The organism is Renibacterium salmoninarum ATCC 33209 (assembly GCF_000018885.1).
In the GTDB taxonomy this organism is placed as follows: Bacteria; Actinomycetota; Actinomycetes; order Actinomycetales; family Micrococcaceae; genus Renibacterium; species Renibacterium salmoninarum.
This window is the reverse complement of the sequence record NC_010168.1, coordinates 2,903,717-2,930,178: the sequence shown is the minus strand read 5'-3', so window position 1 is coordinate 2,930,178 and position 26,462 is coordinate 2,903,717. Positions and strand designations below refer to the sequence as shown.

Sequence of the window (26,462 nt, the reverse complement as noted above, 5' to 3'; positions counted from 1 at the left end):
TGCCACCTAAGTCACCATGTTTCAGCGCCAGTGAAGTCGGTGGCTAATGGTCGAAAGCCAAGCCGGAGTTGAGCCGCGGACAGATCATAGGTGCGTTCCAGCGCCAATTGAGCAACCGAATATTGGGTCAGTGGATATTTTCTCGCACCCAGGACGCCGGAGAAGCGTTCGGCAAGGCTGGCAGCAGCCAGGGCCATTTGGTAGTTCACCGATCGAATTCGAACTGGCCGACCCCGCCTAGCCAGGAGTTCAATAATGGCCGCACTAAGCTCGACCGGTGCGGCATCACAGATGTTGAAAACGTCGTTGCTGTTGTGCTGCAAGGCTAGATGGACTGCTTGAACTAGGTTGTCGATATGTGTCAGCGAGTGCATTGCCCGGCCGTCGCCTGGCAGCGCCAGTATGCCAGATACAGCTGCATGTTCTAGCCGCGGAAGTAGTGTGTTATCCCCGCGACCATATACCGCATGTGGGCGCAAGATGATCGTTGGTCCGGATGCCTCAAGGGTAGCTAGCGCGGTCTCAGCGGCCGCCTTTGAGATTGCATACGCACCGATCAAAGCCGCGCCTTGGGCAGCTGCTTCCGGTACAAAATGATGCTGAATCTTTTGACGGATAAACACTTGAAGAGGAGAGGTGCACAAATTTTGCAGCGGGATAAGCGTTGCGAACCGCCACAGTCCCGTCTCGATTGGCGCGTATCGCCGCAGCCAAGTTAACTCGATCCTCAGCCAGGCCGGCACAATGTACTACTACATCCGGTTGCCAATCTGGTGCTGCGCTAAATAAGTCCCAATATTGGTACCTTGAGCCGCTAAGCGCTAGCCAACCCGGAGAGCGCCGGCCAGTACCAAGAACTTGGTGCCCAGCCGTAGCTAGGCTAGTTGCGATCGCGCCGCCAATAAATCCGCTGGCTCCTGTTACCAGGATCTTCACTGCGAAACCATCAGTTTTGCGTAGGCCGGAATGAGCACGTTTCGTGCCGGGCGTCTGCTAACAACGCGCAGCTGTGCGCCTGATTCTGCCAGCGCGTCAAGAATAGCGTTGAGGACCAATCTGATCTGACTCATGGCTAATGGATCACCTAGGCAAAAGTGGGCCCCTCCGCCAAACCAAAGTTGTTTCAGATCCGAGGATTGGTTTTTGCTCGGATCAAACTTCCCCGCGGCTTGGTTGATTCTGAATCCTAAAAGGATCACTCTTTCGTCGGCGCGAAACCGATGCTGATTGATCACAGTTGCTGAACGCACGCGGCGAAGCATCACTAGCACCGGTGTGCTAATTCTTAATCCTTCGGAGATTGCAGCCTCGGTGAGCGAGCGATCAAGCACAAGCCGGTTTAGCCAGCCCGAATCAAGTAGCAGGGCAAGCAGCCGCGGTAGATACGAGGTGAGCGTCTCGGTGCCAGTGAGTGCGAAAGCGCCAACTGCTCCCAGCGCTTCATCTTGATCTAGGCCTAGCTCGCGCATTCGGCCCGGCACCGTGTTGGGATCGGCCGCCAGATACGCTTGGCTCGCTTGAGCGCTGAGGCCAGACATAATTTCCCGCGCGGCTTGGATTTGCTCAGCTGCCAGCGAAAGATTTCTCAAGCTGACGGTGCCACTAATTTGGTGGATTTTTTGATAAAGCGAATTGTCGTGGACTGATGAGGCGGGTAAGCCGACTAGTTGAGAAATGACAATCGAAGAATATCGATGAGCTTCTTGAACAAAATCGATCGACTCGCCGGAACGCAGCCGCGCGGCAAACTCGGCTAACGGTGCGCTGAGCGACTTGCGGCTAAGCGCCTCGACGAAGGAGGGCGCGAAAAGTGGTGCGAGTTTGCGGCGCATTTCGGCGTGTTCGACGCCGGACATGTTGAGCAAGACCTTTTGGCCCAGCACAGGTGTCCATAGATCCGAGGAAGTGCCCGGCCCATTCTTGGCAAAGGCATCCGATTTAACCAGAATTTGCCGGACCGTATCTGGGTCTCGCACTAAAACCCCAAGACCCGGCACCCGAAGCAAAGGTGCGGGCGCAAGCCGCAGCGCTGGATAGGTGAAGGGGTGAGCAGCCCGCTGTACGCGAGATTCCCATCGGGCAGCTAGTCTGGCGCTAGTCATAGCCGCACCACCATAAGCCCTAGGCTGATGCCGCCAGCTAGGCCAACCAGGCCAACTAAGCTGCCGAGCGTAGTATCTGAAGATTCGCGCAGTCGACCATCGCGCAGCGCGGTTTTTAGCTGGAGCGGTAAGGTCACCGAGGCAAGATTTCCGTGTTCAGCAACGGTATCCACACAACGTTCCCGGGGTAGGACAAAGACCTCCATTATTGGTGTCAACATTGTGGTGGCAACCTGATGGATTGCAATGAGGTCCAGATCAGAAGTTTGCACGTTCATATTGCGCAAGCCCTTGAAGATTGGCTCCGGTCCAAGTTGCATAAATGCGTCGCGAAGGGCGCGTCCGTCCATGTCGAAATAGCTGCTGTGCTCGGCATGTGGATCCATTGATCCGCCCGTGCCTAAGGTGCCAACTTGCCAGTGCTTGGAGTCAGCAACAAAGTGTGAGCCGAGGACATGTGGCACGGTAGCCGGAGCGCTGCCTATCGCGGAGGCAGGCAGCTCGGTGCGTTCCAGCACCACGGCGGCCCCGCCGTCGCTCATCGTGTAGCCCGGAAAAGCCCGGAGGAACTGGGACTTATTGGCTAGCTGCCAACGAACAGCATGGCTTGGTTGTTCGCCGCTGACAATGAGAACTCGACCATATTGTCCAGTCTTGATCAACGCATCTGCTATCTGAATTGCATTGAGCACTGAATTGCAGGCGTTTTTCACATCCAGCACAGGGCAGGTGAGCCCCAGCTTGGCCGCCACGATATGGCTTGTTGCTGGCTCAATAAGGTCCTGGCTGGCCGAAGCGAAAATGAGTAATTCAATGGGTTGATCCTGGCCACGAAGCGCATCTGCTGCCGCGGCAACGGCTAGATCTGAGGTTTGCCAACCTTCCGGCCGAAGATGAACTCGTTCGACGCCGGTCAACCGTTTGATCAAGCCGAACGGTAAATCAAGCCCTGGATTGAGCCGGCGAAGTTCTGCCTCGGTTTCTTCGGTGCTGCGGGTTTGTTCGGGCAAAAAGACGCCAATTGCAGAAATTCGAGCGGCTACTTTTCGGCACTGCTCTTCCTTGAAGGTCATAGTTCAAACCGATCGATAAGAGTTGGTGCCACCGAATTAATGACGGCATCCAGGGTATGCCAGGCAAAGCGTTGACGTCGGGAAAGATGCTGGGCGTACACCGCGGTATATTCAATTTCGGTTTCAGCGCCGCGGGATCGTTTGAAGCTGGCGACCCCGGATGAGGCATGTACCTCAAGGCCACGCTGCCACGCTGTCTCAGTGATCTGAAGATTAATCATCCGGTACAGACCGAGTTCGCGCGGAAGACTCGTGTCATAACCGATAATTGGCGCGGCGAGATGTTGATGGTTCGTGTAGTAGCCGATTACTGCATCTATTCGGCCGGCGCGTTCGATGAGTAAATACTTAAACATGCCCGTTCGAGCAGTTTGTTCGAAAAAGCTGGACTGATATTGCGGGCTATGCCAGGAGTATTTTTCCAAATAGAGCATTCGATAAAGCTCGGCAATTCTTAGGCATTGTTCGTCGGTTAGACAGCTCGGAGCAGTTAGTCGATAACCATCTGGGTCTGCCAGCGTCGAATGCCAAAGATTCAGATCTTTCCGATAGTCGCGATGACTTTCGAACTGCCGATCTTTGGTTGGCACAAACAGCACGGATCGAGCCGGAATTAGCTGATATCCATTTGCTCGCAATCGCTCGGGAAGTTCAGAATCTCGGCCGTGCACGCTCCGCCAAGCGATAGCGCAGTCCGGATGCGCCTCAACGAGAACTCGGGTTATCTTAGCTAATGCGACAGCGCTGAGATCTGGGTGCAAATTGGTGGAAATGAGAGCGTTGTTGACGATCACGGCATCATCGATGCTTCCGCTGCGCAAGATTGCGCCTAGCCCGGAAATTACCGGACGGAGTGCTTGTTCCCACACAGGGGAGTGAAGTTCGCCAAGTTCATCGCGAGCGAAGCCAATGTAATGCGCCTACGGCGAGACCACATAAGCCTGAGTGAAGGCAGGCGAAGCCGGGACGGTTGCCGGGAGCAGTTCGCCGTCGATTCGTAAGCTGGCCACGGTGCTGCACACATTGCTGATTTCACCGTTGGTTTGAACTGTCAGCGTATTTACTGCTTGACCTGGCCAACCGTCGTCCTCATGTGGTTCTGCGGGATAGCTGCACTCGGCTTCTTGGGGGCCGGGTTTGATTCCGTTGTATTCCAAGTCCCACGTTGAAACCGCAAGCGGACTGATTCGCTGCCGTACTGCTGTTGTCAGCAAACTCGTCGCTACCCGAACTTGCTGCCGCAATGGCACCAGCGGAGCGAGCACATCTGCGGATTCGCGCCAGGCTCTATAGTCTGTCACTAACCGGGCCGGCGAAACTAAGCTGAGCCGACGGCGTTTGGTGCTGATGCTCGGCAGCATCAAGTTTGTCGGTTCTATTTTGTCAAAAACAGCCTGGGCCAGGCCTGATTCAAAGAGATGCACTCCGCTGGTGGGCCGCGGATTGCACTCAATGGCGACAAGACCCCGTGACGTATTGATCAAATCCAGACCTAGGAATCCGGTGTATCCAAGTTCGACGGCGATCTTGCGAGCGATCCGAATCGTTTCAATGGCGAGTGGATCGTCAAGGGCCAACGGAGAGAATAGCGTGCCGGAGCCCCGATTGCGCTGGCCCGCGCGCCATAGTGGTCGATAAACCACGGCAGCGCGCAATTGGCCAGATTGGAAGACGCTGCTTAGACAGAGTTCCTCACCAGCCAAGAACTCCTGAACTAGCCAAGGCCGCGTCGCGCCAATGGTGAGCTTCTTGGGTACTGGCGATCCAGGCTCATGCAGGATCGTGTCAGCCGCAAAGCGGGAAAAACTGGTTTCAAAATGGCGGCTGTCTGCTTGCCTCGCCGTAGGGCTACCAGCTCAGCTCGCGAGCTAACCACCGATCCTTGCGGTGCAGGTTCGTCTAGATCTTGCAGCAGGTCCACGAAATCGGCCTTTTGATGCAATCTGCGTAGCGTGCTGATCTTGGCACCGAAAAGCTTTTGTGCCAGTTCTTCAAAGCCGGGGCGATCCGCTGCCTCGGCAAGCCAAAAGACCTCTTCGCAACATGGCACGATTAACTCGGCTTTATATAGGCGCGCAATGCCAGTTATCGCGTCGGCGAATCCGAGCGGGTCCCAGCGCGGCGCAGGAACTCGATAAGACTTGTTGGCGAACTTGGAACCGGACAGTAAGTTAGTTCGGCTTTCGGCACCGATCACCTTAAAACCGGCGTCCGAGAAAGATTTCGCTAGTTCCACCGCAACTGGCGCCCGCCCGCCGGTGATGACGACGGCGGTCATAGACGCGCCGCCAGATCGGTGCGACGAATTCGACGCAATTTTGCGCCAGGAGCAGGCTCTTGCCAAGGAGCAAACTGGAGTTTTTGCCGCGGTATTGTCAAGCTCGCAAGCAAGACATCGATTTCAGCCTGCACCACGTCGGTTGCGTGCACATCGGGTTCACGCAACCGCACGACCAAACAACTATCTTCTTGATCCTCAAGGCGCTGTTCGACGCTCCAGTCTCGAAAATGCTCGCTGACTATCGCCATCGAGCACCGAAGAACATCGGGGAAGAGCTGCTTATCACCGAATCTTAAGACGGCGTCCGCGCGACCATCAACGCCGGCAAGTCGTAAGCCAAGATTGTGGCAGCGGCAGGGTTCGGTTGCTAAGTGTAGGACATCGTCTAGGCGATATCGCAGCATCAGCTGAGTGCTACGACTGAAATCCGTAATGATGGGCTGGAACCGGGTGCGCGCGTCATCAAGCCAGTCAAATTCAACATAGACGTGCTGTTCGTTCAAATGCAGTGAGCCGTATTTGCAGCTGAATCCGAGGAGTCCTTCAGTCGCTTGATAGACCTGTGCGGCGTCAATGCCGAAGGCAAGCCGAATCCGGGCGGCATCGCCTGGGTAAAGTTCTTCTGCCACAGATATCACTTGCGTGGGCGAAATCTGTAGCTCGCCGCGGAGCTTTCGCTGGGCGAATTCGCCGAGAACCGATGCCGGCCCAACAAGTAAATCTGGTTGTTGCTCTACCAAAGCCGCGATATTTTTGCCAAGAGGCTCCAACAGATCATAAAACTCGAAGTTGACCCGTTGGCTGCGCACTTGCTGGTAAAGCTTGCTGTCAGCGCGCAAGACAAAGGCAATCTGCAATGGTCTAGCCCACGGCAAAATGACTTGACGTAAGGCCTTTTTGCTCAGAAGTCGAGCCAAAATGGTACCCGCCCAAATAGCGCGTTCGTTGCGACTAATAAGAAAAACGCCACGCTGACCTGAGGTTCCACTGGATAGGCCCACAGTGAGACCGTCAATCTCGGCGCTAAAGTCTCGGCTTCGCTCGGCCGCCGTCGCAACCGTGAGTGCCTGGTTGAGCTCAATACCCAGCGAATTATAGCGTTCAAAGTTGGCAAGCATTACGGACTTGTCGATAATCGGCAGCTTGGCAAGTTCAATACCGCCAGCGCGAGCTGCGAGCATTCGTCTCAGCTTTTGATGCTGCCAGGTCAAGAATCTAGCGCGGGATCCGAATCTGTAGCCCCACCGAGTCCGACAAAATGCGCCAGCCGCCTGACTCACGGTTGTCAACGAACGCAGGCCAGCTCGCAACCCCGACGATGATCGGGGGCGGAGCTGGCCTGCGTTTGTCATTGCAGCAGTCTAGTCAAATAAACAATTTGCTGGATAGACCTTAGTTATCCGCAGCTTGTGCTTTCAAAGCGCGGGCCACACCATCCCGGTTTTCTAGGACCAGACGACGTAGCGCCGGTGTTTGAGTGCCCAATTCAGCCAGGAACTGGTCAGTGGCAGCGATAGTCTCCGCCGAGACCGGCAGCGCGGGAAAGAGCCCGTTGACAATGGATGAGGAGATTTCGTGAGATTTCTCTTCCCAAACCGTGCGGATCGAGGCAAAGTACTTTGCGCGGAAGGGTACCAGCAAGGCGCTGTCATGTACCCGGCCGAATCCGCCGATGGCCGCCCGCTGAGCCGCATTTGGCATGCTGCCATCAACCACAACGGCGTCCCAGACGGCTTGTTTTGCCTCGGCAGTGGGAATCGCGGCAGTTGCGCTGGCGGCAGCGAGTTGCCCGGTTTGGGTATGATCTCGCTCCAGCTCGGCGTCAATTCCGGTCTGGTCGAGACGGCCGCCAGCGACCAGTGAACTCACCAGTTCCCAGCGCAGATCTTGATCGATATCGAGTCCATCTACGCGATAGTCACCGCTCAGCAGATCAGTGACCAAGTCCAAGTGCCCAGAGATTTGGGCTAGCTGAGCAAAAGTCTTCACAAACTGCAACTGTGAGTCGGAGCTTGGTGCGGTTGCGGTGAATAACGCCCACAACCGCTCGGCAGCATTGATTTTGGCTTCATGCTGCGCCTCGGGTGCGACGTAGAAAGTCAAAGTTTTAGCCAACTGGCGCAACAGGACTGTGATCACGGAGGAGTCAGTTTCTGCGCCAATGTTGGCCAGGATCAAGTCGACATAGGCCCGAGCTGGCGTCTCACCGTCACGCGCAGCGTCCCAAGCCGAGGCCATAGCCAAAGTCCGGGGCAAGGACTCGGCAAAATCCTTGACGTGCTTAGTCGCGGTGGCCAGCGAGTGCTCATCGAGACGAATCTTTGCGTAGGCAAGGTCATCATCGTTGAGCAGCACTAGATCTGGTCGAGCCAAGCCGACTAGCTTGGCAACTTCGGTACGCTCGCCGTCGATGTCTAGTTCAACGCGATGGGTTCGCACAAGCTTTCCCGTCGCGTCCAAGTTGTAAAAGCCAACGGCCAGGCGATGTGGGCGAATTGTTGGGTAGTCAGCAATCGCAGTTTGCGAGATTGCGAAAGCGGTAATGACGCCGTCGGCATCCGCGTCGAACTGTGCGCGTAGGGTATTTACGCCCGCGGTTTCTAGCCAAAGTTTGGACCATTCTTTGAGGTCGCGACCGCTAGAGACTTCTAGCTCGCCGAGCAGATCTGTGAGCTCGGTGTTACCCCAAGAGTGCTTTTCGAAATAAGCGCGCACGCCCGCCATGAACTCTTCTTGGCCCACCCAAGCAACTAACTGGCGCAAGACTGAGGCACCCTTGGCGTAGGTGATGCCATCGAAATTGACCTGAACGTCTTCCAAATCCCGGATTTCCGCGACGATTGGATGCGTGGACGGAAGCTGATCCTGCCGGTAGGCCCAAGACTTTTCCATTGAAGTGAAGGTGGTCCAGGCCTGGGTAAATTCAGTCGCCTCGGCAGCGGCCAGCGTGGACATGAACTCTGCAAAGGACTCATTGAGCCACAAATCGTTCCACCAACGCATGGTGACCAGATCGCCAAACCACATGTGCGCCAGTTCGTGCAGGATGGTAATAGCACGGCGTTCGATCAAAGCTTCGGTAACTTTGGAACGGAAGACGTAGCTTTCCAAGAAAGTCACGGCGCCAGCGTTTTCCATTGCGCCAGCGTTGAATTCTGGCACAAAGAGCTGATCGTATTTGCTGAACGGGTAGGGAGCGCCAAACTGCTTTTCGTAAAATTCGAAGCCCTGGCGAGTCAATTCGAAGATATTCTCTGCGTCCAGGTATTGCATAAGTGACTTGCGGGCAAAGACGCCGAGTGGAATGATCCGTCCGTCCGAGCTGGTTAGTTCGCTACGTACGCTTTGGTACGGTCCGGCGATCAAGGCAGTGATGTACGAGGAGATTTTCGCAGTTGGTTCAAATGCCCAAGTTCGCTTAGCGCCGCCCTGAGAGTTGGAGCTGGTTTCGGAAGGCTCCGGCGTTGTTGAATTGGAAACAACGTCCCAGTGAGCCGGCGCAGTTACGGTGAATTGAAAGGTCGCTTTGAGGTCTGGCTGTTCAAACACAGCAAAAACTCGACGCGAGTCGGGTACCTCAAATTGACTGTACAAATAGACTTCGTCGTCTACCGGGTCAACGAATCGGTGCAAGCCTTCACCAGTATTGGTATAGAGCGCATCGGCAACAACGGTGAGCTCGTTGTGCTCGGCCAAACCAGGAAGCTTGATAAAAACCCCGTCGGAAACTTCCGACGGGTCAAGTTCTGTGCCGTTGAGAGTAACTGAGTGCACGGCGTCCGTAATGGCATCGATAAAGCTGGCGCTGCCAGCGGTAGCGGTAAACCGCGCGGTGGTGGTGGAACCAAAGACCCGCGCACCGCGGGTCAGATCGAGCTCGACGGCATAGGATTCGACGACGATATTTTCGGCACGGGTACGTGCTTCCGAACGGGTCAGGTTCATTCCTGGCAAAGTGGGCCTCCGGGGCATACCGAATTCTCCCGCAATGTGACCGGGCTGACATTGGACCATTCTTCCACGGCTTTGCAGTCAAAAGAGCCGCTGCGTCATGTTGACCTGACAGACTGATTCCATGGTTCATTCTGTTGCGATCATCGGTGACGGTGCGATTTCCAGAAGACTGCGCGGTCACCTTGCCTCGGACGCCGCGTTCGACGTCGTTGCGGTACTTAGCCGCCAGTCTTCAGGCGCCCTTTCGCCGGATGTTTATGCCGCGTTAGCTGGCGCGGAAACAGTAGTGGAAGCGGCCGGCATCGACGCGGTTGCTGAGTTCGGTCCGACGGTCATCGCTCACGGTAACGACTTTCTCATTAGCTCGATTGGCGCGCTGGCGAACCAAGATTTACGCATGAAACTTTCGGCAGGTCCCGGGCGACATTTTCCGACGATCGGCGCGATTGGCGGCTTAGATTTGTTACAGGCTGCCTCTGCCTCGGGTGGTCTCGAAAACGTCACCTTGCAGACACGTAAATTGCCGCGTGCCTTACTTCAGAGCTGGATGAGCGCCAATGAACAGACACAACTACGTGAGGCAACGGCGCCTATTCGGCTCTTCAACGGATCTCCCGAACAGGCTGTGGGTAAATTTCCTGCTTCGCTCAATGTGGCTTTCGCCTTATCGCTTGCGGTTGGCCCAAAAGTCTCGGTAGAAATTGAACTGCTGGCCGATCCTGCCGCAGTGTTGACTGAGCATCGAATTTCGGCCTCGGGCAGCGCCGGTGAGTATCAGTTTCTTATTCGAAATGAGCCAGATCCGGAGCAGCCGCGCAGCAGCGGACTGACGGCGCGTTCGCTCTATTCAGGGCTTCGTCGATTAGCTCAGCCGAATGGGATGTTTATCTGATGACCGAACGTTTCGACAGGCGATTCACGGCCTTCGGCATCGGATTTCCGTGGGCCGTGGCTTTCTGCTTTGCCGCGGTTGCCTTGATATTACGACGCAATGCACCGGAACCCATGGGAGTGCACTGGCAAGGGCACCGTGCCGATTGGAGCGTCGCCTTTCCGGCATTTGTGCTGCTCGCCGCACTATTGATAGGTGTCGTTGGTTCAGTTTTGGGGGCTCTGGCGGGCGCAAGATTGCACAGACGGTGGTTGCGTAGGGTTTTTATGGCGGCGGCTATTTTCTGGAGCTTGCTTATTGCCTCAATTTCGGCCGGATTACTAATGGGTCAGCAAGGAGTTAGTTCTGCTGATGATGGCGGTTTCGATGCCACAGTTTTTGCGCTAGGTTCGGGCGCTGCCTTAGCGCTCGGCATCGTAATGTTCTTTGTCTTTCAACCGATCCCGCGCTGGAATCAAAATGATGAACGAGCGCTTGCGACAGAGAGCGCCGCACTCGCTGGTATGCCACGAATAAAGTATTGGGTCCATATGCGAAGCTCTAGCTTTGTGCTGCTGGCGATGATCGCTTTTTTGGTCGGGGGATTACTGCTGCTAATGAGCCCTTGGATTTCCTTGACGCTAGTGCTGATCCTGCTGTTACTGGCGTTGCTGCTCTTTGGCAGTGTGACTATCGACGGCGGAGAGCGCCAGCGGCCTCAACTACGGCTGAAGCTGGTTGGAGTTCTCACCGTGGTCCATCTCGGGCTCGAAGAGATTGAGAGCGCCGAGGCGGAAGAAGTGGCGCTTTGGCAGCGGGGCGGCCCAGGCTGGCGTTGGATCAACGGCACGCGTCAATTCCTCACCACCAATGGCTTGGCATTGCACATCAAGCTGAGCGCTGGGCCCGGGCTGCTTGTCAGCGTGCCAAGGAGCCAGGGCGCAAACGAGCTCGCCAGTTATTTACTGAAACGGCGCGGGACGACTGGTGCCGAAAGCTAGTACGCTCGATACAGAATCAATTACTAATCCGAGGAGAACTATGTCTACCCCCCGCGTTCACATTGCCACTGATCACGCCGGCCTTGAGCTTAGCGCTCACCTGATTTCGCATCTTGGCGATCGCGGCTATGAAGTGATTGATCACGGACCAAGTTCCTACGACCCGGAGGACGACTACCCGGCGTTTTGTATCCATGCGGCGCAGGCAGCGATGGCGGACACTAAAGCTGGTGTTTTCGCATTAGGAATTGTTCTGGGTGGCTCTGGAAATGGTGAACAGATTGCGGCTAACAAGGTCGAAGGCATCCGAGCGGCGCTTGTTTGGAACCTAGAGACCGCAAAGCTGGCCCGCGAACATAATGATGCAAATGTGGTCGCAGTTGGTGGGCGTCAACACAGCGTCGATGAAGCAACTGGCCTCATCGAAGCGTTCCTTGCGGAGCCGTTTAGCGATGGTGAGCGGCATGTGCGGCGCATCGGCAAAATCGCTCATTTCGAACAAACCGGTCAGGTCCAAGACTAGCTGTGTCCCAGCCATGCTGATGGTGGAGCTGGGCCTTTATCAAATCGTTTTCTAAATAAGATTGCTTTACCTGAATCATCGGTGGATGATTCAGGTAATTGGCGTGCGCAGGCTAGGTGTTTTGCCCGAGTGGTTAATCCTCGGCTGGCCTGACTGGCTCAACTTGCACTCCCTCTGATTTTGACGGAATAAAAGCTGAGAAATTTCGCCCAAGTCGTTATCAAATCGTTTGATAAATTCGATGGATAATTGAAGAGTCGGACCAGCAAGGACCGATATCAAGTACGCGATATGAGCTGGATAGGCCTTGGTATCGCAATAAGAGCACAGGAGTGCGGGATATGAAATCCCTCTTTTACCGTCGAGAAGACGAAAGCTTGAACAGCGAGGGGCGTTGCGGACAAGGATTCCGTCGGGCCACAGTTTTAGTTGCTTCGTTGGGGGTAGCGTTTTCTCTGATGGGAGCCGCGATCCCTGCCGAGGCGGAGGTTCCACCATTGGGAGAGTCGAGCACGTCGCAGGCCGCGACGGCGCCAGCCACTGATGCATCGGCGAAACCTGATGAGGCTACGCCGAGCGCTAGCGCAACGGAATCGCCGTCTCCTTCCATGCAACCTGAAGTTCAGAAGCCGCCGGCTACTGATGTTTCGGCGAAGTTTGATGAGGCCACGCCGAGCGCCAGCGCTGCGGAAACACCAGCATCGATTGCCGGATTTGTCTTTGATGACAAAAATGGAAATGGCGATCCTGATCCTGGAGAGCCAGGAATCGCAGGGTCGAGAGTTTTGCCTATCGATCGCCAGGGGAATGCGGCACTCGACACTAAAAAGAATCCAGTTGCTGAGCAACTAACTGATGACAATGGCAGGTACCACTTTCCAGACTTAGCGCCAGGCAGTTACGTCGTGAAAACCGTGTTGCCGGTCAGCGACACCTATACCACTCCGGAATATACGGATCCTGGCGATGAGCGCTACAAGGGCATCATTAATTTCCTGGACGTCAAGGCTGGTGAAACAGGAAAGATCAATTACCCAGCACTTCTGGGAGATGTGGCTTTCGGCGGTGTCTATTTTGAAGATTTGAACCGCAACGGTGTCTTGGACTTGGGTGAGCCAACTGTGGCAGGCGTGAAAACACTTTTATACGCGAGCAAACAGGTTGGTGATTCGGCAACTGATGTTGCTGGGCGAGGGTTGCCTTGGCAAGTTTCTAACGCAGACGGATTCTATGGCTTCAAATACCTGGCTCCTGACGCTTGTTGGGTAACTGCCTTAGCGCCGACCGGGTATGAATTCAATCAAGCGGCTCAAGGCAGCTACATTAGCCTTCTTAGTCCGGTCTCTGCCCAGGCAAAACTGACACTCGGTTCGCCCAGCAAGGTCGAAAATGTAAATTTCGCGTTGGTGAAGGCCAGGACACCTGTCGCCTTGGGTCTGCTATTTGAAGATAAAAATGGTGATGGTATTCGAAACGAGGTCGAGAGTGGCCTTCCCGGTGTCGAAGTTAATGTGCTTGATTCGAGCGGGAGCCCTTTTATGGATTTCCAAACGACCACCGGGGCGGATGGAAGTTTTTCCTTCTCGGGCCTGCCAGTTGGGTATTATCAATTTGGATTTTTTCTAGGTCGTTCTGAGGTCCTGACCACCGAACCTGGGTCCGTTTCTACGGCTAAGTTTGAAGTTCCAGTCCAAGGTCAAGCGACGGTGCGGGAAGTCGGCGTAAAGAGGTTTGCAACGATCCAGGGAAGCTACTTCATTGATGACAACGGGAATGGGAAACGCGATCCGGGGGAAGCCGGCGCTAATTCGCCGGACTACGACGTTCGGACCGGACCTGACCAGCCCTGGAGCCGCGTAAATGCGTCGTCATTTACCGATATCTATTTCTACCAAGATCTAAGGGTCGCCACTACTTACCAGTTTCGGTTTCGTTTACCTGCTGGCTATGAATTTTCGCCGCAGTGTATTGACCCAAGTACAGGTAAGCCAGGTTCCGACGCGGATGTGAACGGAGTGACACCGGTGTTCAGTTTGAACTCGGGGCAAGATTTGAAAATGAACGTTGGCATCTTCAAACAGGGTTCTCAGGTGCTGGGATGCGGCTCGGTCGATATGGTTCCGGCGTCGGCGGTATTGGCCAATACCGGGGCAGCCGGAACAATCATCGGATTCGCTGTTGGCGGCGGTCTGTTGGTTGCTGGTGCAGCATCAGTTTTCTTCGCTCGGCGGCGTCGAGAAGCATGATTTGAAATTGACACAGACAACAGCATCTAAGCTGCGTTGATAAAGTCGGTGGCGGACCCAAATCATCTGGTCCGCCATCGACTTTTTTGTACCGAACTGAAAGGCGGATAAAGTGCCGGAAGGTCACACTATTCATCGCTTAGCCACCCAGTTGCAGGACGTCTTCGCTCAACAAAAACTCAACGCTATGAGCCCGCAAGGTCGGTTTGCGGCTGGTGCCGCCAGAATTGATGGCGAGATTCTGGTAGCAGCCAGGGCGCACGGCAAGCAGCTTTTTGTTCAATTTAGCAATCAAGCCATTTTGCGCGTTCATCTAGGTTTATACGGAGCTTGGGACTTTGGCGGTGACGCGACCTTTCGGGGAGCGTCGAGCATCGGAGCCCCACGGCGGCTTGGCGAGCGGGAACTAGCATCTGAGGACCTGCCGTATAAAGGGCCACCGGAACCAATAGGTGCTGTACGGCTTCGACTGGTTTCGCAGCACGGCTGGGCGGATCTGCGCGGTCCAAGCGCCTGCGAGGTGCTCACAGCGGCTGAAGCACGCGCCATTCAAGCCAAGCTTGGACCAGATCCGTTGAATTCCGGCCAGGAGGCAACGCTGGCCGGCGAAGCAGAATTTCTGCGTAGGGTTCGCTCGAGTGCAAGACCGGTAGCAGTGCTGCTGATGGCCCAGAACGTTGTAGCAGGGATCGGCAATGTGTATCGCGCGGAATTGCTCTTCCGGGCCAAAATTAACCCGATGCTCAGCGGTAAGCAGCTCAGCATTACCAAAGCGCGAGAGCTGTGGCTCGACGCCGTCGTGCTTTTGAACCGAGGCGTGACGGATGGCCGAATCATCACTACCGAGCCTGGAGATTGTGACGAACCAGCGGATGTGCACTATGTATACAAACGGGTCGGCCAACCATGTTTCAGCTGCGGAACTGAGATTGCGGGTTCGGTCTTAGCCGGCCGCAACCTGTTTTTTTGCCCAAGCTGCCAGCTCGGCTAGTCTGGCCAGGAAATGCAAAAGCCCCGACCGAAGTCGAGGCTTTCTTGCGAGGGGATGACGGGAATCGAACCCGCGTAATCAGTTTGGAAGACTGAGGCTTTACCATTAAGCTACATCCCCGCTGTGCCAGCCCGCAGAAACTTTCGCTGCTGCCGGAAGACCGGATATAACTACATCATACGGAGCCCGAGAACGGCAAATGCAGGCGCGAATCGCCGCGAATTTCCGGCCGATGTGCGTCCAGCGCCAGGAACCCGTAGACTATCTCGAGCACTACGGGGCGTAGCGTAGTGGCTAGCGCGCCTGCTTTGGGAGCAGGAGACCGCAGGTTCGAGTCCTGTCGCCCCGACTCGGTATTACCAGCAGTATCTGTACCACCCCATCCATAGTTGATCTCAGGAGTATTAAGCGGTGAAAAGCGCTGTCGAAAACCTCTCACCCACCAGGGTCAAGCTTGACGTTGAGGTTCCTTTCGAGGAACTGCAGCCGAGCATTGCCGAGGCTTATAAAACCATCGCGGAGCAGGTTCAAATCCCGGGCTTCCGCAAGGGAAAATTTCCTAACCGTCTGATTGATCAGCGCGTGGGACGTGGCTACGTTCTGGAAACTGCAATTAACGAAGGCCTCAATGGCTGGTACCAAAACGCAGTTGCTGAAACGGGTTTGCGCCCGCTGTCTCGTCCTGAGGTCGAGATCACCGAGGTTCCGGACCCGGCAGCTACCGACGGCGAACTGAAGTTCAAGGTCGAGGTTGACGTTCGTCCCGAGGTTGAATTGCCTGATTACGCTGGCATTACCGTCGAGGTTGCACCGGCCGAGCAGTCCGATGAGGATCGGCAGAAGGCGCTTGACGATCTGCGCGGCCGCTTCGGTACGCTCAAGCCTGCGGATCGCCCGGCAGCTAAAGATGACTTCATCACAATCGACATCAACGCGAAGATCGCCGATGAAGACGTCGATTCGGCCACTGGCTTGTCCTACCAAGTAGGTGCAGGAACCATGCTGGAAGGTCTCGACGAAGCCGTTGAGGGCCTGAGTACTGACGAAGAAGCAATTTTCGACACCAAGTTGGTTGGCGGCGAGCACGCTGGTGAAGCGGCTCAGGTTACGGTAAAACTGACTGCGGTCAAGGTTCGTGAACTTCCGGAAGCCGACGATGATTTCGCTCAGTTGGCAAGTGAGTTCGATACCATCGCTGAACTGCGTGAAGATCTAGTCAAGCAGGTCAACCAATCCAAGACGGTTGAGCAGGGCGTTGAGGCTCGCGACAAGGTAATGGAAAAACTTGTTGAACTGATCGAGGTTCCGATACCGGAGTCGGTCATCGAAGAACAGCTTGAACAGCACTTCGATCCCGCGAATGCACACGGCGAAGAAGATCACGACACCGAAGAGCATCGAGTTGAAGTTCGAGAGAACACCGAGCGTGCTTTCAAGAACGAAATCATTCTCGATGCGGTAGCGGACAAAGAGGAAATCTCTGTTTCGCAGGCTGAATTGATCGATTACATCGTGAACTCGGCCAGCCAGTACGGCATGGACCCGAACCAGTTCGCTCAGATGCTTGACCAGTCCGGTCAGGTTCCGATGGTGGTTTCTGAGGTTCGACGTCGTAAGGCTCTGGCTCACGTTCTTGGTCTAGCCACTGTGACCGACACCGAGGGCGCTGCCGTTGACTTGAGCGACTTCGTCAAGCCAGCCGTTGATCCAGAGCTGGAAGCCGCGCTCAATGAAGCTGCTGGCGTTACCGGCGAAGATGACGACACCGAGGCTGAAGAAGAGAGGGTTACCGTATCAGCAGATGACCCGGGTGCAGCCCGTTTCTAAGAAACGCTTTTCACTAAGACTGAAGTCTTAGGTGTAGACGCCGTCGTGATTCCCTCGTGGATCACGACGGCGTCTGTTTTTGTTCACAGTATTCTTCTACCGATCTGCTCAGAGCAGTTGCTATGCGCCATCAGCGAACAGTGCGGTTTTGCGGAAGATATCGGCCCGCGAAACAGCTACTGTCCATATAGCGACATTGGTCCGGAATGAAGGAAGCGTAAACATGACTGAACGGGCAAACTCAGAATTTGCAGCACCGCAGATGGCCACCGTAAGTCCGGGTGGTCAGGACGATTACGTCTACAACCGGTTGCTCAAGCAGCGCACTATTTGGCTCGGTTCAGAAGTCCGGGACGACAATGCGAACCTGATCTGTTCCCAGCTCTTGCTCTTGGCATCTGAAGATCAAGACAAGGAAATTTATCTCTACATCAACTCTCCCGGCGGTTCAGTAACTGCGGGGATGGCCATCTACGACACGATGCAGTTCATCCCCAACGATGTAGTCACTGTTGCGACCGGCCTGGCGGCTTCGATGGGGCAGTTCTTGCTTTCCTCGGGCGCGAAGGGCAAGCGGTACGCAACGCCCAACGCGCGTATCCTGATGCACCAGCCTTCTGGCGGAATTGGCGGCACGGCCTCTGATATCAAGATCCAAGCAGAACTGATCTTGCACATGAAGAAGGTCATGGCTGAGCTGACAGCGGAACAAACCGGTCAGACTGTGGAACAAATCCTCAAAGACAACGACCGCGATAAGTGGTTTACCGCAGAAGAAGCCTTGGCTTATGGATTCTTCGACAAGATCAGCGCACACGCGGGCTCGGTTGCCGGCGGCGGCGGAACTAACGCGAAGTAACTCGGCAAGACAGCCAAGCCGGACAACAGGAGAACATCATGAGCTTCAATTTCACCGCTGCAGGCTCGCCCAATGCTTGGGGAGCAGCAGAAAACCTTCCGACATCGCGTTATATCCTGCCGCAGTTTGAAGAACGTACTCCGTACGGGTTCAAACGTCAGGATCCCTACACGAAACTTTTCGAAGATCGAATTATCTTCTTGGGTGTCCAGGTGGATGACGCTAGCGCTGACGATATTATGGCGCAGCTTTTGGTTTTGGAATCAACCGACCCAGACCGTGACATTACGCTTTACATCAATTCGCCAGGTGGCTCGTTCACCGCGATGACGGCGATTTACGACACCATGCAGTACATCCGCCCGGAAATTCAGACTGTTTGTCTGGGTCAAGCGGCCAGTGCTGCTGCTGTATTACTCGCGGCCGGTACTCCGGGTAAGCGTTTGGCGTTGCCGAACGCACGCGTTTTGATTCACCAGCCGGCACTTTCTGGTGGTCAAGGTGGCCAAGCTTCTGACTTGGAGATCCAGGCAAATGAAGTAATGCGGATGCGTTCATGGCTGGAAGATACCTTGGCGATGCACTCAGGTCTCACTCCAGAGCAGCTCAATAACGACATCGAGCGGGACAAGATCCTCACCGCCGCCGAGGCGCTGGATTACGGCTTGATTGACCAGGTTCTTGAATCTCGAAAGATCAAAGCAAGCGCGATTACCAAGTAATAAGGCGCACTAGTCAATAACGAACGCCGGGGCCGTCTATATTTGTTGGACGCCCCGGCGTTTGGCGTTCCATCGGCGACGTTTTGCCATAGAGTGGAAGCTAGTCGTCAACAGTTCTGGAGGGAAAAACGATGGCTCGAATGGGTGAGAGCACAGACTTGCTCAAATGCTCTTTCTGCGGAAAGAGTCAGAAGCAGGTGCGCAAGCTCATTGCTGGTCCCGGTGTGTACATCTGCGATGAATGCATCGAATTGTGCAACGAGATCATTGAAGAAGAATTGGCCGAAGTCGCTGATCTGGGACAGTTTGAGTTGCCCAAGCCAAAAGAGATCTTCAACTTCCTCCAGGAATACGTCATTGGCCAGGAACCCGCCAAGCGTTCGCTCTCGGTAGCGGTATACAACCATTACAAACGGATCCAGGCAGGCTCTAAGGGCTCGGCTTTGGCTGATGGGAACCACCACGACGATGTTGAAATCGCCAAGTCGAATATTTTGTTGATTGGTCCAACAGGCTGCGGTAAGACCTATCTAGCGCAGACATTGGCACGTCGGCTCAATGTACCCTTTGCAGTAGCTGATGCCACCGCGCTTACCGAAGCCGGCTACGTTGGCGAAGACGTTGAGAATATTCTTTTGAAGCTCATTCAGGCCGCCGATTACGACGTCAAAAAGGCTGAGCAGGGCATCATCTACATCGATGAAATCGATAAGATTTCGCGCAAGAGCGAAAACCCTTCTATCACTAGAGATGTGTCCGGTGAGGGCGTGCAGCAGGCCCTGCTGAAGATTCTGGAAGGCACCGTTGCCTCGGTGCCGCCACAAGGTGGCCGAAAGCATCCGCATCAGGAATTTATCCAGATTGACACGACAAATGTGTTGTTTATTGTGGCTGGAGCTTTTGCCGGCTTGGAAGAAATCATTGGCGCTCGAGCAGGTAAGAAGGGCATCGGGTTTGGTGCTCCGCTTGGCGCGCTCTCCGGCGACGAACTTGGCTACGGCGATGTCATGCCAGAAGACTTGCTTAAGTTTGGTCTGATTCCAGAATTTATTGGCCGCTTGCCGGTGATCACCACGGTGTCGCATTTGGACCGGCCTGCGCTCATGCAGATTTTGAGCGAACCGAAAAACGCCTTGATCAAGCAGTACCAAAAGATGTTCCATCTAGACGGCGTTGATCTGGTCTTTGAAGATGATGCGTTAGAGGCAATCGCTGATCAGGCGTTGGAGCGGGGCACCGGTGCCCGTGGCTTGCGCGCCATTATGGAAGAGGTACTTCTTCCGGTGATGTTTGAGCTGCCAAGCAGAGAAGATATTGCTTCGGCGGTAGTCACTGCTGAGGTTGTTCGTGAAGGCGGTCAGCCGACGTTGATTCCACACGACGTTGTGGCCAAACGGCGGAATAAGTCCGCATAATCAACGTCAAAGGGGGGGCGAAACTCTCACCACGTAGACCGGGGCACCCATTAGGGTTTTGCGATAAAGGCGACCCCGGTACGACCGCCGTCGACGTCGAGAATAATGCCGTGTACGAATTTTGCATCGTCAGAAGCCAGGTAGGCCGCTGCGGCAGCAACGTCGTCAGGGTGTCCAGTCTTTGCGGCGGGAGTACCGTGCATCATGAACTCAGCAGGATGGACTGCATCGCCCAAATCCGGAGTGCGAATGACGCCGGGCGAGATCGCATTGACTCGAATGTTTTGGCTCGCAAACTCTGCAGACCAAGACCTAGTGAGCGTCTCCATGGCCCCTTTGGTTGAGGCATAGAGCGCCCCTGAGGAAACTCCCAGCCGCGCCACCCAGCTGCCGAGATTGATGATTACGCCGCCTCCGGCACCAGTCATCACCGGGGCTAGCGCTTGGACCAAGAAGTATGGTGCTTTCACATTCACGGCATACACTCGGTCAAAAGTGGGCTCATCGGTGGTTGATGTTGTCGCTGGCGGAAAGATTCCCGCATTGTTCACCAAAATATCGATCCGACCGCCGCCTGCGGCCAACGCCTCCTCGGCCAAGAGCCTGCTAGCTGATGGGGTGCCGTCCAAATCGGCTTGGATGAAATATGCCGCACCTCCCGCGCTGCGGATCGCCGCTACAACCGCAGAGCCCTTAATCCCGTCACGGCCTGAAACTATGACCTTCGCACCCTCCTGGGCGAACCTCTGTGCAATGGAACGTCCAATATTGCTGGTGGAACCAGTGACGAGTGCTGTTTGGCCTGCTAATCGTTGTGTCATGGAAATGACCTTAGAAAGGGATTTTTGGACCAGCAAGTCCAAAAAGGATATGTTTTCTTGATGAACTCGGCAATGACGAACTTCACGCCGAAAGGTGTTGCGACGCGAGGCCGGATTATCGCGGGAGCGGCCGCACTTATCCGGAGTGAGCATGGCGGAGAGGTCACGTTAGACGACGTGCTTGCAGCGACGCGAACGAGCAAAAGTCAGTTGTTTCATTATTTCCCGGCAGGCAAGGAAGAGCTGTTTCTTGCCGTCGCTGAGTATGAGGCACAACTTGTTCTTGACGAACAACAGCCGCATTTTGGTCAACTTGATTCTTGGCAATCATGGGAAGCATGGCGACAACTAGTGATTCGGCGCTATCGAGCGCAGGGCCCGAACTGTGCGTTGTCTTCGCTTATGAGCCAAATTGGTCGGGTTCCGGGCGCTGCTGCTGTTTCGATGGTGCTGTTGAATCGATGGCAAGACTATCTGCGCAGCGGCTTGATTGCGCTTCGTGACCAAGGAGAGCTGGCCGCGGACGTCGACGTCGAGCATGAATCGGCAGCGCTTGTTGCTGGTGTGCAGGGTGGCGCTGTAGTGCTGAGGACCACCGGTAGTACTGTGCATCTTGAAGCAATTCTGGACGTTCTCTTTGAGAGACTGCGGGCAGGAATGCGTGGGCCAAGCAATGCGTTATGAAACTGACAGAGTTCCTCACAAGGAGATCCAATGACTGAAACCGCGGTAGCAACTGCCAGCGAAAATGTGTCCAACCCGGCCAAAGCAGATTTTTGGTTCGATCCGCTGTGCCCCTTTGCTTGGGTGACTTCACGCTGGATTGGCGAAGTTGAAAAGGTTCGCGGAATTCAGGTGGATTGGCACGTGATGAGCCTTTCCGTGCTGAATTCGGGGCGTGACGGCCTTTCGGAGAAATACAAAGGCCTGATGGACAAGGGCTGGGGTCCAGCTCGCGTGGTTATTGCAGCGCAGCAGCTGCACGGTGAAGCGGTAGTGAAGCCGCTCTACGATGCCATTGGCGCTCAAATCCATAACAATGGCGTTGAGGACTATGATGAGGCCATTCGGTTGGGCCTAGCGTCCGCTGGATTGCCTGCTGAGCTTGCCGAATACGCGCACAAAGATACTTATGATGCTGAGCTCAAGGCTAGCCATGAGAATGGTATTTTACCGGTCGGGCAAGAGGTTGGCACGCCGGTTGTGGCTTTTAACGGTACGGCCTTTTTGGCCCAGTGATTACTCGAATTCCGCGCGGCGAAGATGCTGGCCGGTTGTGGGATACCTCGGTGACCTTGGCTAGCTTCCCGTATTTCTTCGAAATCAAGCGGACTCGTACTGAATCGCCGCAATTCGACTAATAGCGAATCGCTTCAATGTGAAATGAAAAGTGCGCCCAACTAAATGTCGGGCGCACTTTTCATTTCACGAGTTATTGGCCGGGCGGCTACGCTTCTTCTGGTTCGGCCAAGGTGACACCAGTGACCGCCAGCTCGTCGCCTTCTGTTAGCAGCAGAGTTTTCGCGTTCGCGGCTGCTTTGAGATCTCCGAGGCCGTCTTCAAGTTGCCGGAGCTGCCCTGCCGGTGCCGAAACGGTCGCGCTGAGCACCTCGGTACGCTGTTTCACCTTTGCTTCGGATTTTGCCTTGCGGAGGCCGCTCAATGCCGAACCAAGTGTGGCGAGCATGCTCAAGTCACCTTCACCGAGCCTGACTGCTGTGGGCCATGGTGCGCGGTGAACAGAATCGCTACGCCACCAAGACCAAACCTCGTCGGTCGCGAAGGGCAGGAACGGCGCAAACAGGCGTAAAAGGGCATCCAACGTTGTGGCCAGGGCGGCCAGCACACTGGCCTTTTCGGCATCGCCAGCCGCGCCATAGGCTCGATCCTTAATGAGCTCGACGTAATCGTCGGTAAAGGACCAGAAGAAGCTCTCCGTCAGCTGGAGTGCTTTGGCATAGTCATAAGAATCGAAAGCCTTGGTCGCCTGATCGACCACATCGGCAAGCTGCGCCAAGAGCGCTTTATCCAGCGGGTTGGTCAAAACGGGGTCAGCCGAATTGACGACATTACTTTCCGTTGCGCCCAAATTCAAAACAAATTTCGAAGCATTGAGAAGTTTGATTGCGAGTCGGCGTCCAATTTTTATTTGGGCGATTTCATAGGCCGTATCTGCGCCCAGCTTTGCAGATGCAGCCCAATAACGAACCGCGTCCGCGCCAAATTCATGCAGAACCGCATCAGGCACAACAACATTGCCCTTGGACTTAGACATCTTTTTGCGATCCGGATCTAGAATCCAGCCGGAGATCGCCGCGTTGTGCCAGGGCGCAGTTGCTTGCAGCGAATCCGCCCGAACCGCCGACGAGAACAGCCACGTCCGAATAATGTCGTGGCCCTGTGGACGGAGGTCAAATGGGAAGACCGAGCTAAATAGCTTTTCGTCACGGCTCCAGCCGCCAACGATCTGCGGAGTCAACGACGAAGTGGCCCAGGTGTCCAAGACATCGGGATCTCCGCTGAAGCCACCAGGTTGATTACGCTGCTCTTCATTGAAACCAGGGGCAGGTTCTGCCGCTGGATCAACCGGAAGTGCTGAATCGCCCGGCAGAATCGGATTGGTGTAGTCGGGCTCGCCAGAAGCGTCCAGCGGATACCAAACCGGAATGGGTACACCGAAGAAACGTTGCCTAGAAACGAGCCAATCGCCGTTGAGGCCTTCGATCCAGTTCTCATAGCGAGAGCGCATGAACGCCGGATGGAAGGAAATCTCTTTGCCGCGTTCAATAAGGGCTTCACGCTGCTGAGCGTCCCGGCCACCATTTCGCAAATACCATTGCCGGCTAGTCACTACTTCAAGGGGCTTATCGCCCTTTTCGTAGAAATTGACCGCGTGCACAATCGGTTTCGGCTCACCGTCGAGGTCGCCGCTCTCACGGAGCTGCTGAACAATTGTCTCTTTTGCGCTGAAAGTAGTCTTGCCAGCGAGCGCTTGATAGTTGGCTACGCCGTCGCCGGTAATCCATTCTGGCGTGTCAGCCAGTATTCGGCCATCACGGCCCACAATGGCGCGCGTGGGCAAGTCAAGTTCGCGCCACCAGGTGACATCTGTCAGGTCACCAAACGTACAAACCATAACCAACCCAGAGCCCTTATCAGGTTTAGCTAGCGGGTGCGCTTTCACTTCGAGTTCGACGCCGAACAAGGGTGAGGTGACTGTCGTGCCAAAAAGCGCCTGATAGCGAACGTCGTCAGGGTGCGCAACCAATGCCACTGAAGCAGGGATCAGTTCTGGCCGCGTGGTCTCGATGAAGACGCGTTCGCCGTCGGGCTTGTGGAAAGCTACTCGGTGGAAGGCGCCTGGCCGCTCACGGTCTTCAAGCTCTGCCTGTGCCACGGCAGTGCGGAAGGTGACGTCCCAAAGGGTCGGCGCCTCGGCCATATACGCATCTCCGCGAGCCAAGTTGGCTAAGAACGCCCGCTGGCTAACCGCGCGTGAAACGTCGTCAATCGTGCGGTAGGTCAGATTCCAATCGACTGAGAGGCCAAGAGTTGTGAAAAGGTCTTCGAAGATCTTCTCGTCATCGACCGCGAGTTCCTCGCAGAGCTCAATGAAGTTTCGGCGCGATACTTGAATGAAGTCGCGATCATTTTTTGCTGGTTCTGCTGGCGGAGTGAAATCAGGGTCGTAAGGAGTCGCCGGATTGCATCGAACGCCGTAGAAGTTCTGCACACGGCGTTCAGTGGGTAGTCCGTTGTCGTCCCAACCCAAGGGATAAAAGACGTTTTTTCCGCGCATGCGTTGGAACCGAGCGATGACGTCGGTCTGAGTGTAGGAAAACATATGGCCGACGTGTAGCGAGCCGGATGCTGTGGGCGGAGGAGTATCAATTGAAAAAACTTCGGACCTGCTGGTCTCGGGATTAAAGACGTAGGTGCCACCTTCACGCCAGCGTGCGGCGAGCTTTTTCTCCAAACCTTCTAATACTGGTTTGTCAGGTACTCCGTTGCGAGAACCGGATTCAAATGTCGATGCGGGCGTGTCTGTACCCGATATGTTTTCAGCCATGCCTCAATTGTTCCATGTGCGAGGGCTGCTCGGCTAAAAACCGGGTGCTCGCGGAATCGCGAGCTACAAACTGTTGCTTGCGCTTTTACGTGCATCAACGCGGAACTGCCAGTCGGCCGCCGCCAGGGTTCACCAGACTTTGAGAACTTGGCCAGTATCTATTCCTTCGATGGAACGTACATATGCCTCCGCGACCAACCGCGCTGGCACCGCGGTGTAGCCAGGAAATGACGGTCCGTAAGCCTGCCACGATTCGGCCAAAAGGTTTGGGCTAACCGAGTTGATTCGTAGACCGCGGGGGAGCGCACCAGCGGCCGTTCGAACGAAAGTGTCAACTACTGCATTGGCGGTGGAAGCGGCGATGCCATCGGGGACCGGGTGCTCGCTGAGGATTCCGGAGATGAGCGTGAAGGAGCCGTTATCAACGAGCAAATTCGTTGCTTCTTGAACAATTGAAATCTGCCCCAGCCCTTTACTGCCCAACGCGACTGCAAAATCTGCGGCTTTGAGCTCCGCAAGCGGTTTGAATGGTGCATTTCCACTGGCGATTGCTATTGCATCGAATAAATCACCCTTTGCCCTGGCCTCGGCAAAATAGGCTTCGATTGAAGCTTGATCTGAGATGTCTAATGCAGGATCAGTCTTTCGACTGGCTCCAAGGACTTCGTGCCCTCGTGCTGCAAGCGTGGACGCCACATTCGATCCCACGGTTCCGGTGTGGCCGATCAATAAGATCCTCAATGTCTTCTCCTTCGTGAGCTCTGAATTTTCTGCCTGCAAGGGATGCCGGCAACATTTTGCGCAAACGTACTGAGCCAGAATTCATTCCAAAGCCGACTAAGCTGGCGCTGTGGATCAGCAAAATGGACAAAATGGATCAGCTGCCGGAAACTTGCCCGGCGAGGGTGCTCGACGGGCCCTAGTTACCGGCGCTAGCACCGGAATTGGTGAGGCGACAGCCAGAGCTTTAGCTAGCCAAGGATGGACTGTATTTGCCGTTGCGCGGCGTCTTGATCGGTTGGAAAAATTGGCAGCAGAGACCGGTGTTGTGCCGTTGGCTGTCGATATCACCAACGACGCTGAGGTCGTGGACCTGTTGGCAACGATTTCGGCCGCGGGGGGCATCGATACACTGATAGATATTGCTGGCGGCGCAAGAGGAGCGGATAGAGTTGGCGCGGGAAACAGTGCAGATTGGGACTGGATGTTCCGCACGAACGTTTTGGGTACGCTAAACCTCATTAAGGCCTTTTTGCCGATGCTTCGCCAGGGGCGAAAAGGCACGGTACTGAATTTGACCTCGACGGCGGCGCTCGTCGCGTATGAAGGTGGAGCTGGCTACAACGCGGCTAAATTCGGACAACGAGCGATGACGCAAGCGCTTCGACTTGAGGAAGCCGAACACAACCTCCGAGTCATTGAAGTTCTGCCGGGCATGGTCCAGACCGAAGAATTCGCGCTGAATCGACTCAGCGGAGACGCTGAGGCTGCGCAAAAGGTGTACCAGGGTGTTACTGCGCCGTTGGTGGCTGAAGATGTTGCCGAGGTCGTTAGATTTGCGGTTTCGTTGCCACACCACGTCAATCTGGACGAAATTGTGATGCGACCGGTTGCGCAAGCTGCCGCACATAAGGTCATCAGGGAGTCCTGAGGGTAAACTCGGCTCGCTGAGTGGCTGGCTTAGCCGCAGAGGCGTTAGGATATTTG

General features: G+C 55.2%; 24 protein-coding genes, 2 tRNA genes and 1 pseudogene. 13 read left to right on the top strand and 14 right to left on the bottom strand.

All coding sequences use genetic code 11. The features are described from left to right. Positions 1-11: 11 nt before the first annotated feature. From RSAL33209_RS14460 to pepN, 9 genes are read right to left on the bottom strand one after another with little or no spacing between them, the layout of a single operon-like run. Complete coding sequence (locus RSAL33209_RS14460; RefSeq protein WP_233494220.1) at positions 12-623, bottom strand: NAD-dependent epimerase/dehydratase family protein; 612 nt, start codon at positions 621-623, stop codon at positions 12-14. Further along, positions 523-936, bottom strand: a complete 414-nt coding sequence (locus RSAL33209_RS20130; protein WP_080503840.1) for an NAD-dependent epimerase/dehydratase family protein — start codon at positions 934-936, stop codon at positions 523-525. Before RSAL33209_RS20130 ends, RSAL33209_RS14460 begins: the two co-directional genes overlap by 101 nt. Then, positions 933-2,102, bottom strand: a complete 1,170-nt coding sequence (locus tag RSAL33209_RS14455; RefSeq protein ID WP_012246638.1) for a cytochrome P450 — start codon at positions 2,100-2,102, stop codon at positions 933-935. Before RSAL33209_RS14455 ends, RSAL33209_RS20130 begins: the two co-directional genes overlap by 4 nt. Further along, positions 2,099-3,175, bottom strand: a complete 1,077-nt coding sequence (locus RSAL33209_RS14450) for a 3-oxoacyl-ACP synthase III family protein (protein ID WP_012246637.1) — start codon at positions 3,173-3,175, stop codon at positions 2,099-2,101. Before RSAL33209_RS14450 ends, RSAL33209_RS14455 begins: the two co-directional genes overlap by 4 nt. Beyond that, positions 3,172-4,044 carry a hypothetical protein gene (locus RSAL33209_RS14445; protein WP_012246636.1) on the bottom strand — a complete coding sequence of 291 codons (873 nt, stop codon included), beginning with the start codon at positions 4,042-4,044 and terminating at the stop codon, positions 3,172-3,174. The genes RSAL33209_RS14450 and RSAL33209_RS14445 overlap by 4 nt, the downstream gene beginning before the upstream one ends. Before the next feature lie 51 nt (positions 4,045-4,095). Beyond that, complete coding sequence (locus RSAL33209_RS14440; RefSeq protein WP_012246635.1) at positions 4,096-4,878, bottom strand: ATP-grasp domain-containing protein; 783 nt, start codon at positions 4,876-4,878, stop codon at positions 4,096-4,098. An 11-nt stretch (positions 4,879-4,889) separates the two neighbouring features. Then, positions 4,890-5,453 carry an ATP-grasp domain-containing protein gene (locus RSAL33209_RS14435; RefSeq protein ID WP_012246634.1) on the bottom strand — a complete coding sequence of 188 codons (564 nt, stop codon included), beginning with the start codon at positions 5,451-5,453 and terminating at the stop codon, positions 4,890-4,892. Next, positions 5,450-6,808 (bottom strand): F390 synthetase-related protein, encoded by a 1,359-nt coding sequence (locus RSAL33209_RS14430; RefSeq protein WP_012246633.1) that lies wholly within the window; start codon positions 6,806-6,808, stop codon positions 5,450-5,452. The genes RSAL33209_RS14435 and RSAL33209_RS14430 overlap by 4 nt, the downstream gene beginning before the upstream one ends. 40 nt (positions 6,809-6,848) lie before the next feature. After that, complete coding sequence (pepN, locus tag RSAL33209_RS14425; RefSeq protein WP_041684854.1) at positions 6,849-9,401, bottom strand: aminopeptidase N; 2,553 nt, start codon at positions 9,399-9,401, stop codon at positions 6,849-6,851. Positions 9,402-9,531: 130 nt separating this feature from the next. On the opposite strand from pepN, the gene RSAL33209_RS14420 reads away from it, so the two are divergent. The 3 genes from RSAL33209_RS14420 to RSAL33209_RS14410 are packed head-to-tail and all read left to right on the top strand — an operon-like array spanning position 9,532 to position 11,805. Continuing rightward, positions 9,532-10,302: an aspartate dehydrogenase domain-containing protein gene (locus RSAL33209_RS14420; RefSeq protein WP_012246631.1), complete on the top strand. Its 771-nt coding sequence runs from the start codon at positions 9,532-9,534 to the stop codon at positions 10,300-10,302. Continuing rightward, complete coding sequence (locus RSAL33209_RS14415; RefSeq protein ID WP_012246630.1) at positions 10,302-11,282, top strand: hypothetical protein; 981 nt, start codon at positions 10,302-10,304, stop codon at positions 11,280-11,282. The genes RSAL33209_RS14420 and RSAL33209_RS14415 overlap by 1 nt, the downstream gene beginning before the upstream one ends. Before the next feature lie 40 nt (positions 11,283-11,322). Further along, entirely contained in the window at positions 11,323-11,805 is a 483-nt protein-coding gene (locus RSAL33209_RS14410) for a ribose-5-phosphate isomerase (protein WP_041684853.1), read from the top strand. A gap of 355 nt (positions 11,806-12,160) precedes the next feature. On the opposite strand, the gene RSAL33209_RS17825 is transcribed toward RSAL33209_RS14410, so the two are convergent. Further along, positions 12,161-12,415, bottom strand: a complete 255-nt coding sequence (locus RSAL33209_RS17825) for a hypothetical protein (protein WP_041684852.1) — start codon at positions 12,413-12,415, stop codon at positions 12,161-12,163. Here RSAL33209_RS17825 and RSAL33209_RS14400 point away from each other — a divergent pair. After that, positions 12,414-14,051 carry an SdrD B-like domain-containing protein gene (locus RSAL33209_RS14400; RefSeq protein ID WP_041684851.1) on the top strand — a complete coding sequence of 546 codons (1,638 nt, stop codon included), beginning with the start codon at positions 12,414-12,416 and terminating at the stop codon, positions 14,049-14,051. The genes RSAL33209_RS17825 and RSAL33209_RS14400 overlap by 2 nt on opposite strands. A gap of 112 nt (positions 14,052-14,163) precedes the next feature. Next, the gene (locus RSAL33209_RS14395; protein ID WP_012246626.1) at positions 14,164-15,042 is read left to right on the top strand and encodes an Fpg/Nei family DNA glycosylase; all 879 of its coding nucleotides are present in this window, start codon (positions 14,164-14,166) and stop codon (positions 15,040-15,042) included. 49 nt (positions 15,043-15,091) lie between these two features. Here the strand turns inward: RSAL33209_RS14395 and RSAL33209_RS14390 are convergent. Further along, positions 15,092-15,162, bottom strand: a tRNA-Gly gene (locus tag RSAL33209_RS14390). Positions 15,163-15,318: 156 nt separating this feature from the next. Between RSAL33209_RS14390 and RSAL33209_RS14385 the strand changes: the two genes are divergently transcribed. The 5 genes from RSAL33209_RS14385 (at position 15,319) to clpX (ending at position 19,865) form a co-directional block, all read left to right on the top strand. Next, a tRNA-Pro gene (locus RSAL33209_RS14385) sits at positions 15,319-15,391 on the top strand. A gap of 62 nt (positions 15,392-15,453) precedes the next feature. After that, positions 15,454-16,869, top strand: coding sequence for a trigger factor (tig, locus tag RSAL33209_RS14380; protein WP_012246625.1), 1,416 nt, complete (start codon positions 15,454-15,456; stop codon positions 16,867-16,869). A gap of 223 nt (positions 16,870-17,092) precedes the next feature. After that, a complete protein-coding gene (locus RSAL33209_RS14375) occupies positions 17,093-17,728 on the top strand; it encodes a ClpP family protease (protein ID WP_114597663.1) in 636 nt (211 codons plus the stop codon). A 38-nt stretch (positions 17,729-17,766) separates the two neighbouring features. Next, positions 17,767-18,450: an ATP-dependent Clp protease proteolytic subunit gene (locus RSAL33209_RS14370; RefSeq protein ID WP_012246623.1), complete on the top strand. Its 684-nt coding sequence runs from the start codon at positions 17,767-17,769 to the stop codon at positions 18,448-18,450. Between the two features lie 131 nt (positions 18,451-18,581). Beyond that, positions 18,582-19,865, top strand: a complete 1,284-nt coding sequence (gene clpX, locus RSAL33209_RS14365; RefSeq protein WP_012246622.1) for an ATP-dependent Clp protease ATP-binding subunit ClpX — start codon at positions 18,582-18,584, stop codon at positions 19,863-19,865. 50 nt (positions 19,866-19,915) lie between these two features. On the opposite strand, the gene RSAL33209_RS14360 is transcribed toward clpX, so the two are convergent. Continuing rightward, positions 19,916-20,686 (bottom strand): SDR family NAD(P)-dependent oxidoreductase, encoded by a 771-nt coding sequence (locus RSAL33209_RS14360; RefSeq protein ID WP_041685889.1) that lies wholly within the window; start codon positions 20,684-20,686, stop codon positions 19,916-19,918. A 24-nt stretch (positions 20,687-20,710) separates the two neighbouring features. Between RSAL33209_RS14360 and RSAL33209_RS14355 the strand changes: the two genes are divergently transcribed. Then, complete coding sequence (locus tag RSAL33209_RS14355) at positions 20,711-21,370, top strand: TetR/AcrR family transcriptional regulator (protein ID WP_233494219.1); 660 nt, start codon at positions 20,711-20,713, stop codon at positions 21,368-21,370. A 30-nt stretch (positions 21,371-21,400) separates the two neighbouring features. Further along, positions 21,401-22,047 (top strand): annotated as a pseudogene (locus tag RSAL33209_RS14350) (mycothiol-dependent nitroreductase Rv2466c family protein). An 86-nt stretch (positions 22,048-22,133) separates the two neighbouring features. Here RSAL33209_RS14350 and valS read toward each other — a convergent pair. Both valS and RSAL33209_RS14340 read right to left on the bottom strand, forming a co-directional pair. Beyond that, complete coding sequence (gene valS / locus RSAL33209_RS14345; protein ID WP_012246617.1) at positions 22,134-24,755, bottom strand: valine--tRNA ligase; 2,622 nt, start codon at positions 24,753-24,755, stop codon at positions 22,134-22,136. A 129-nt stretch (positions 24,756-24,884) separates the two neighbouring features. After that, entirely contained in the window at positions 24,885-25,496 is a 612-nt protein-coding gene (locus RSAL33209_RS14340) for a short chain dehydrogenase (protein WP_041685887.1), read from the bottom strand. Between the two features lie 109 nt (positions 25,497-25,605). On the opposite strand from RSAL33209_RS14340, the gene RSAL33209_RS14335 reads away from it, so the two are divergent. Continuing rightward, complete coding sequence (locus RSAL33209_RS14335; protein WP_012246615.1) at positions 25,606-26,406, top strand: SDR family oxidoreductase; 801 nt, start codon at positions 25,606-25,608, stop codon at positions 26,404-26,406. Positions 26,407-26,462: the final 56 nt, after the last annotated feature.

What these genes read in the sequence shown, in the direction of transcription:
- RSAL33209_RS14410 (WP_041684853.1), top strand. Translation starts at nt 11,323, where the DNA reads ATGTCTACCCCCCGCGTTCACATTGCCACTGATCACGCCGGCCTTGAG.
- valS (WP_012246617.1), bottom strand. Translation starts at nt 24,755, where the DNA reads ATGGCTGAAAACATATCGGGTACAGACACGCCCGCATCGACATTTGAA.
- RSAL33209_RS14455 (WP_012246638.1), bottom strand. Translation starts at nt 2,102, where the DNA reads ATGACTAGCGCCAGACTAGCTGCCCGATGGGAATCTCGCGTACAGCGG.
- RSAL33209_RS14420 (WP_012246631.1), top strand. Translation starts at nt 9,532, where the DNA reads ATGGTTCATTCTGTTGCGATCATCGGTGACGGTGCGATTTCCAGAAGA.
- RSAL33209_RS14450 (WP_012246637.1), bottom strand. Translation starts at nt 3,175, where the DNA reads ATGACCTTCAAGGAAGAGCAGTGCCGAAAAGTAGCCGCTCGAATTTCT.
- RSAL33209_RS14435 (WP_012246634.1), bottom strand. Translation starts at nt 5,453, where the DNA reads ATGACCGCCGTCGTCATCACCGGCGGGCGGGCGCCAGTTGCGGTGGAA.
- RSAL33209_RS14370 (WP_012246623.1), top strand. Translation starts at nt 17,767, where the DNA reads ATGAGCTTCAATTTCACCGCTGCAGGCTCGCCCAATGCTTGGGGAGCA.
- RSAL33209_RS17825 (WP_041684852.1), bottom strand. Translation starts at nt 12,415, where the DNA reads ATGGAAGGAGACGGCGATTCCGTTGCGCTAGCGCTCGGCGTAGCCTCA.
- RSAL33209_RS14400 (WP_041684851.1), top strand. Translation starts at nt 12,414, where the DNA reads ATGCAACCTGAAGTTCAGAAGCCGCCGGCTACTGATGTTTCGGCGAAG.
- RSAL33209_RS14360 (WP_041685889.1), bottom strand. Translation starts at nt 20,686, where the DNA reads ATGACACAACGATTAGCAGGCCAAACAGCACTCGTCACTGGTTCCACC.
- RSAL33209_RS14415 (WP_012246630.1), top strand. Translation starts at nt 10,302, where the DNA reads ATGACCGAACGTTTCGACAGGCGATTCACGGCCTTCGGCATCGGATTT.
- RSAL33209_RS14375 (WP_114597663.1), top strand. Translation starts at nt 17,093, where the DNA reads ATGACTGAACGGGCAAACTCAGAATTTGCAGCACCGCAGATGGCCACC.
- pepN (WP_041684854.1), bottom strand. Translation starts at nt 9,401, where the DNA reads ATGAACCTGACCCGTTCGGAAGCACGTACCCGTGCCGAAAATATCGTC.
- clpX (WP_012246622.1), top strand. Translation starts at nt 18,582, where the DNA reads ATGGCTCGAATGGGTGAGAGCACAGACTTGCTCAAATGCTCTTTCTGC.
- RSAL33209_RS14430 (WP_012246633.1), bottom strand. Translation starts at nt 6,808, where the DNA reads ATGACAAACGCAGGCCAGCTCCGCCCCCGATCATCGTCGGGGTTGCGA.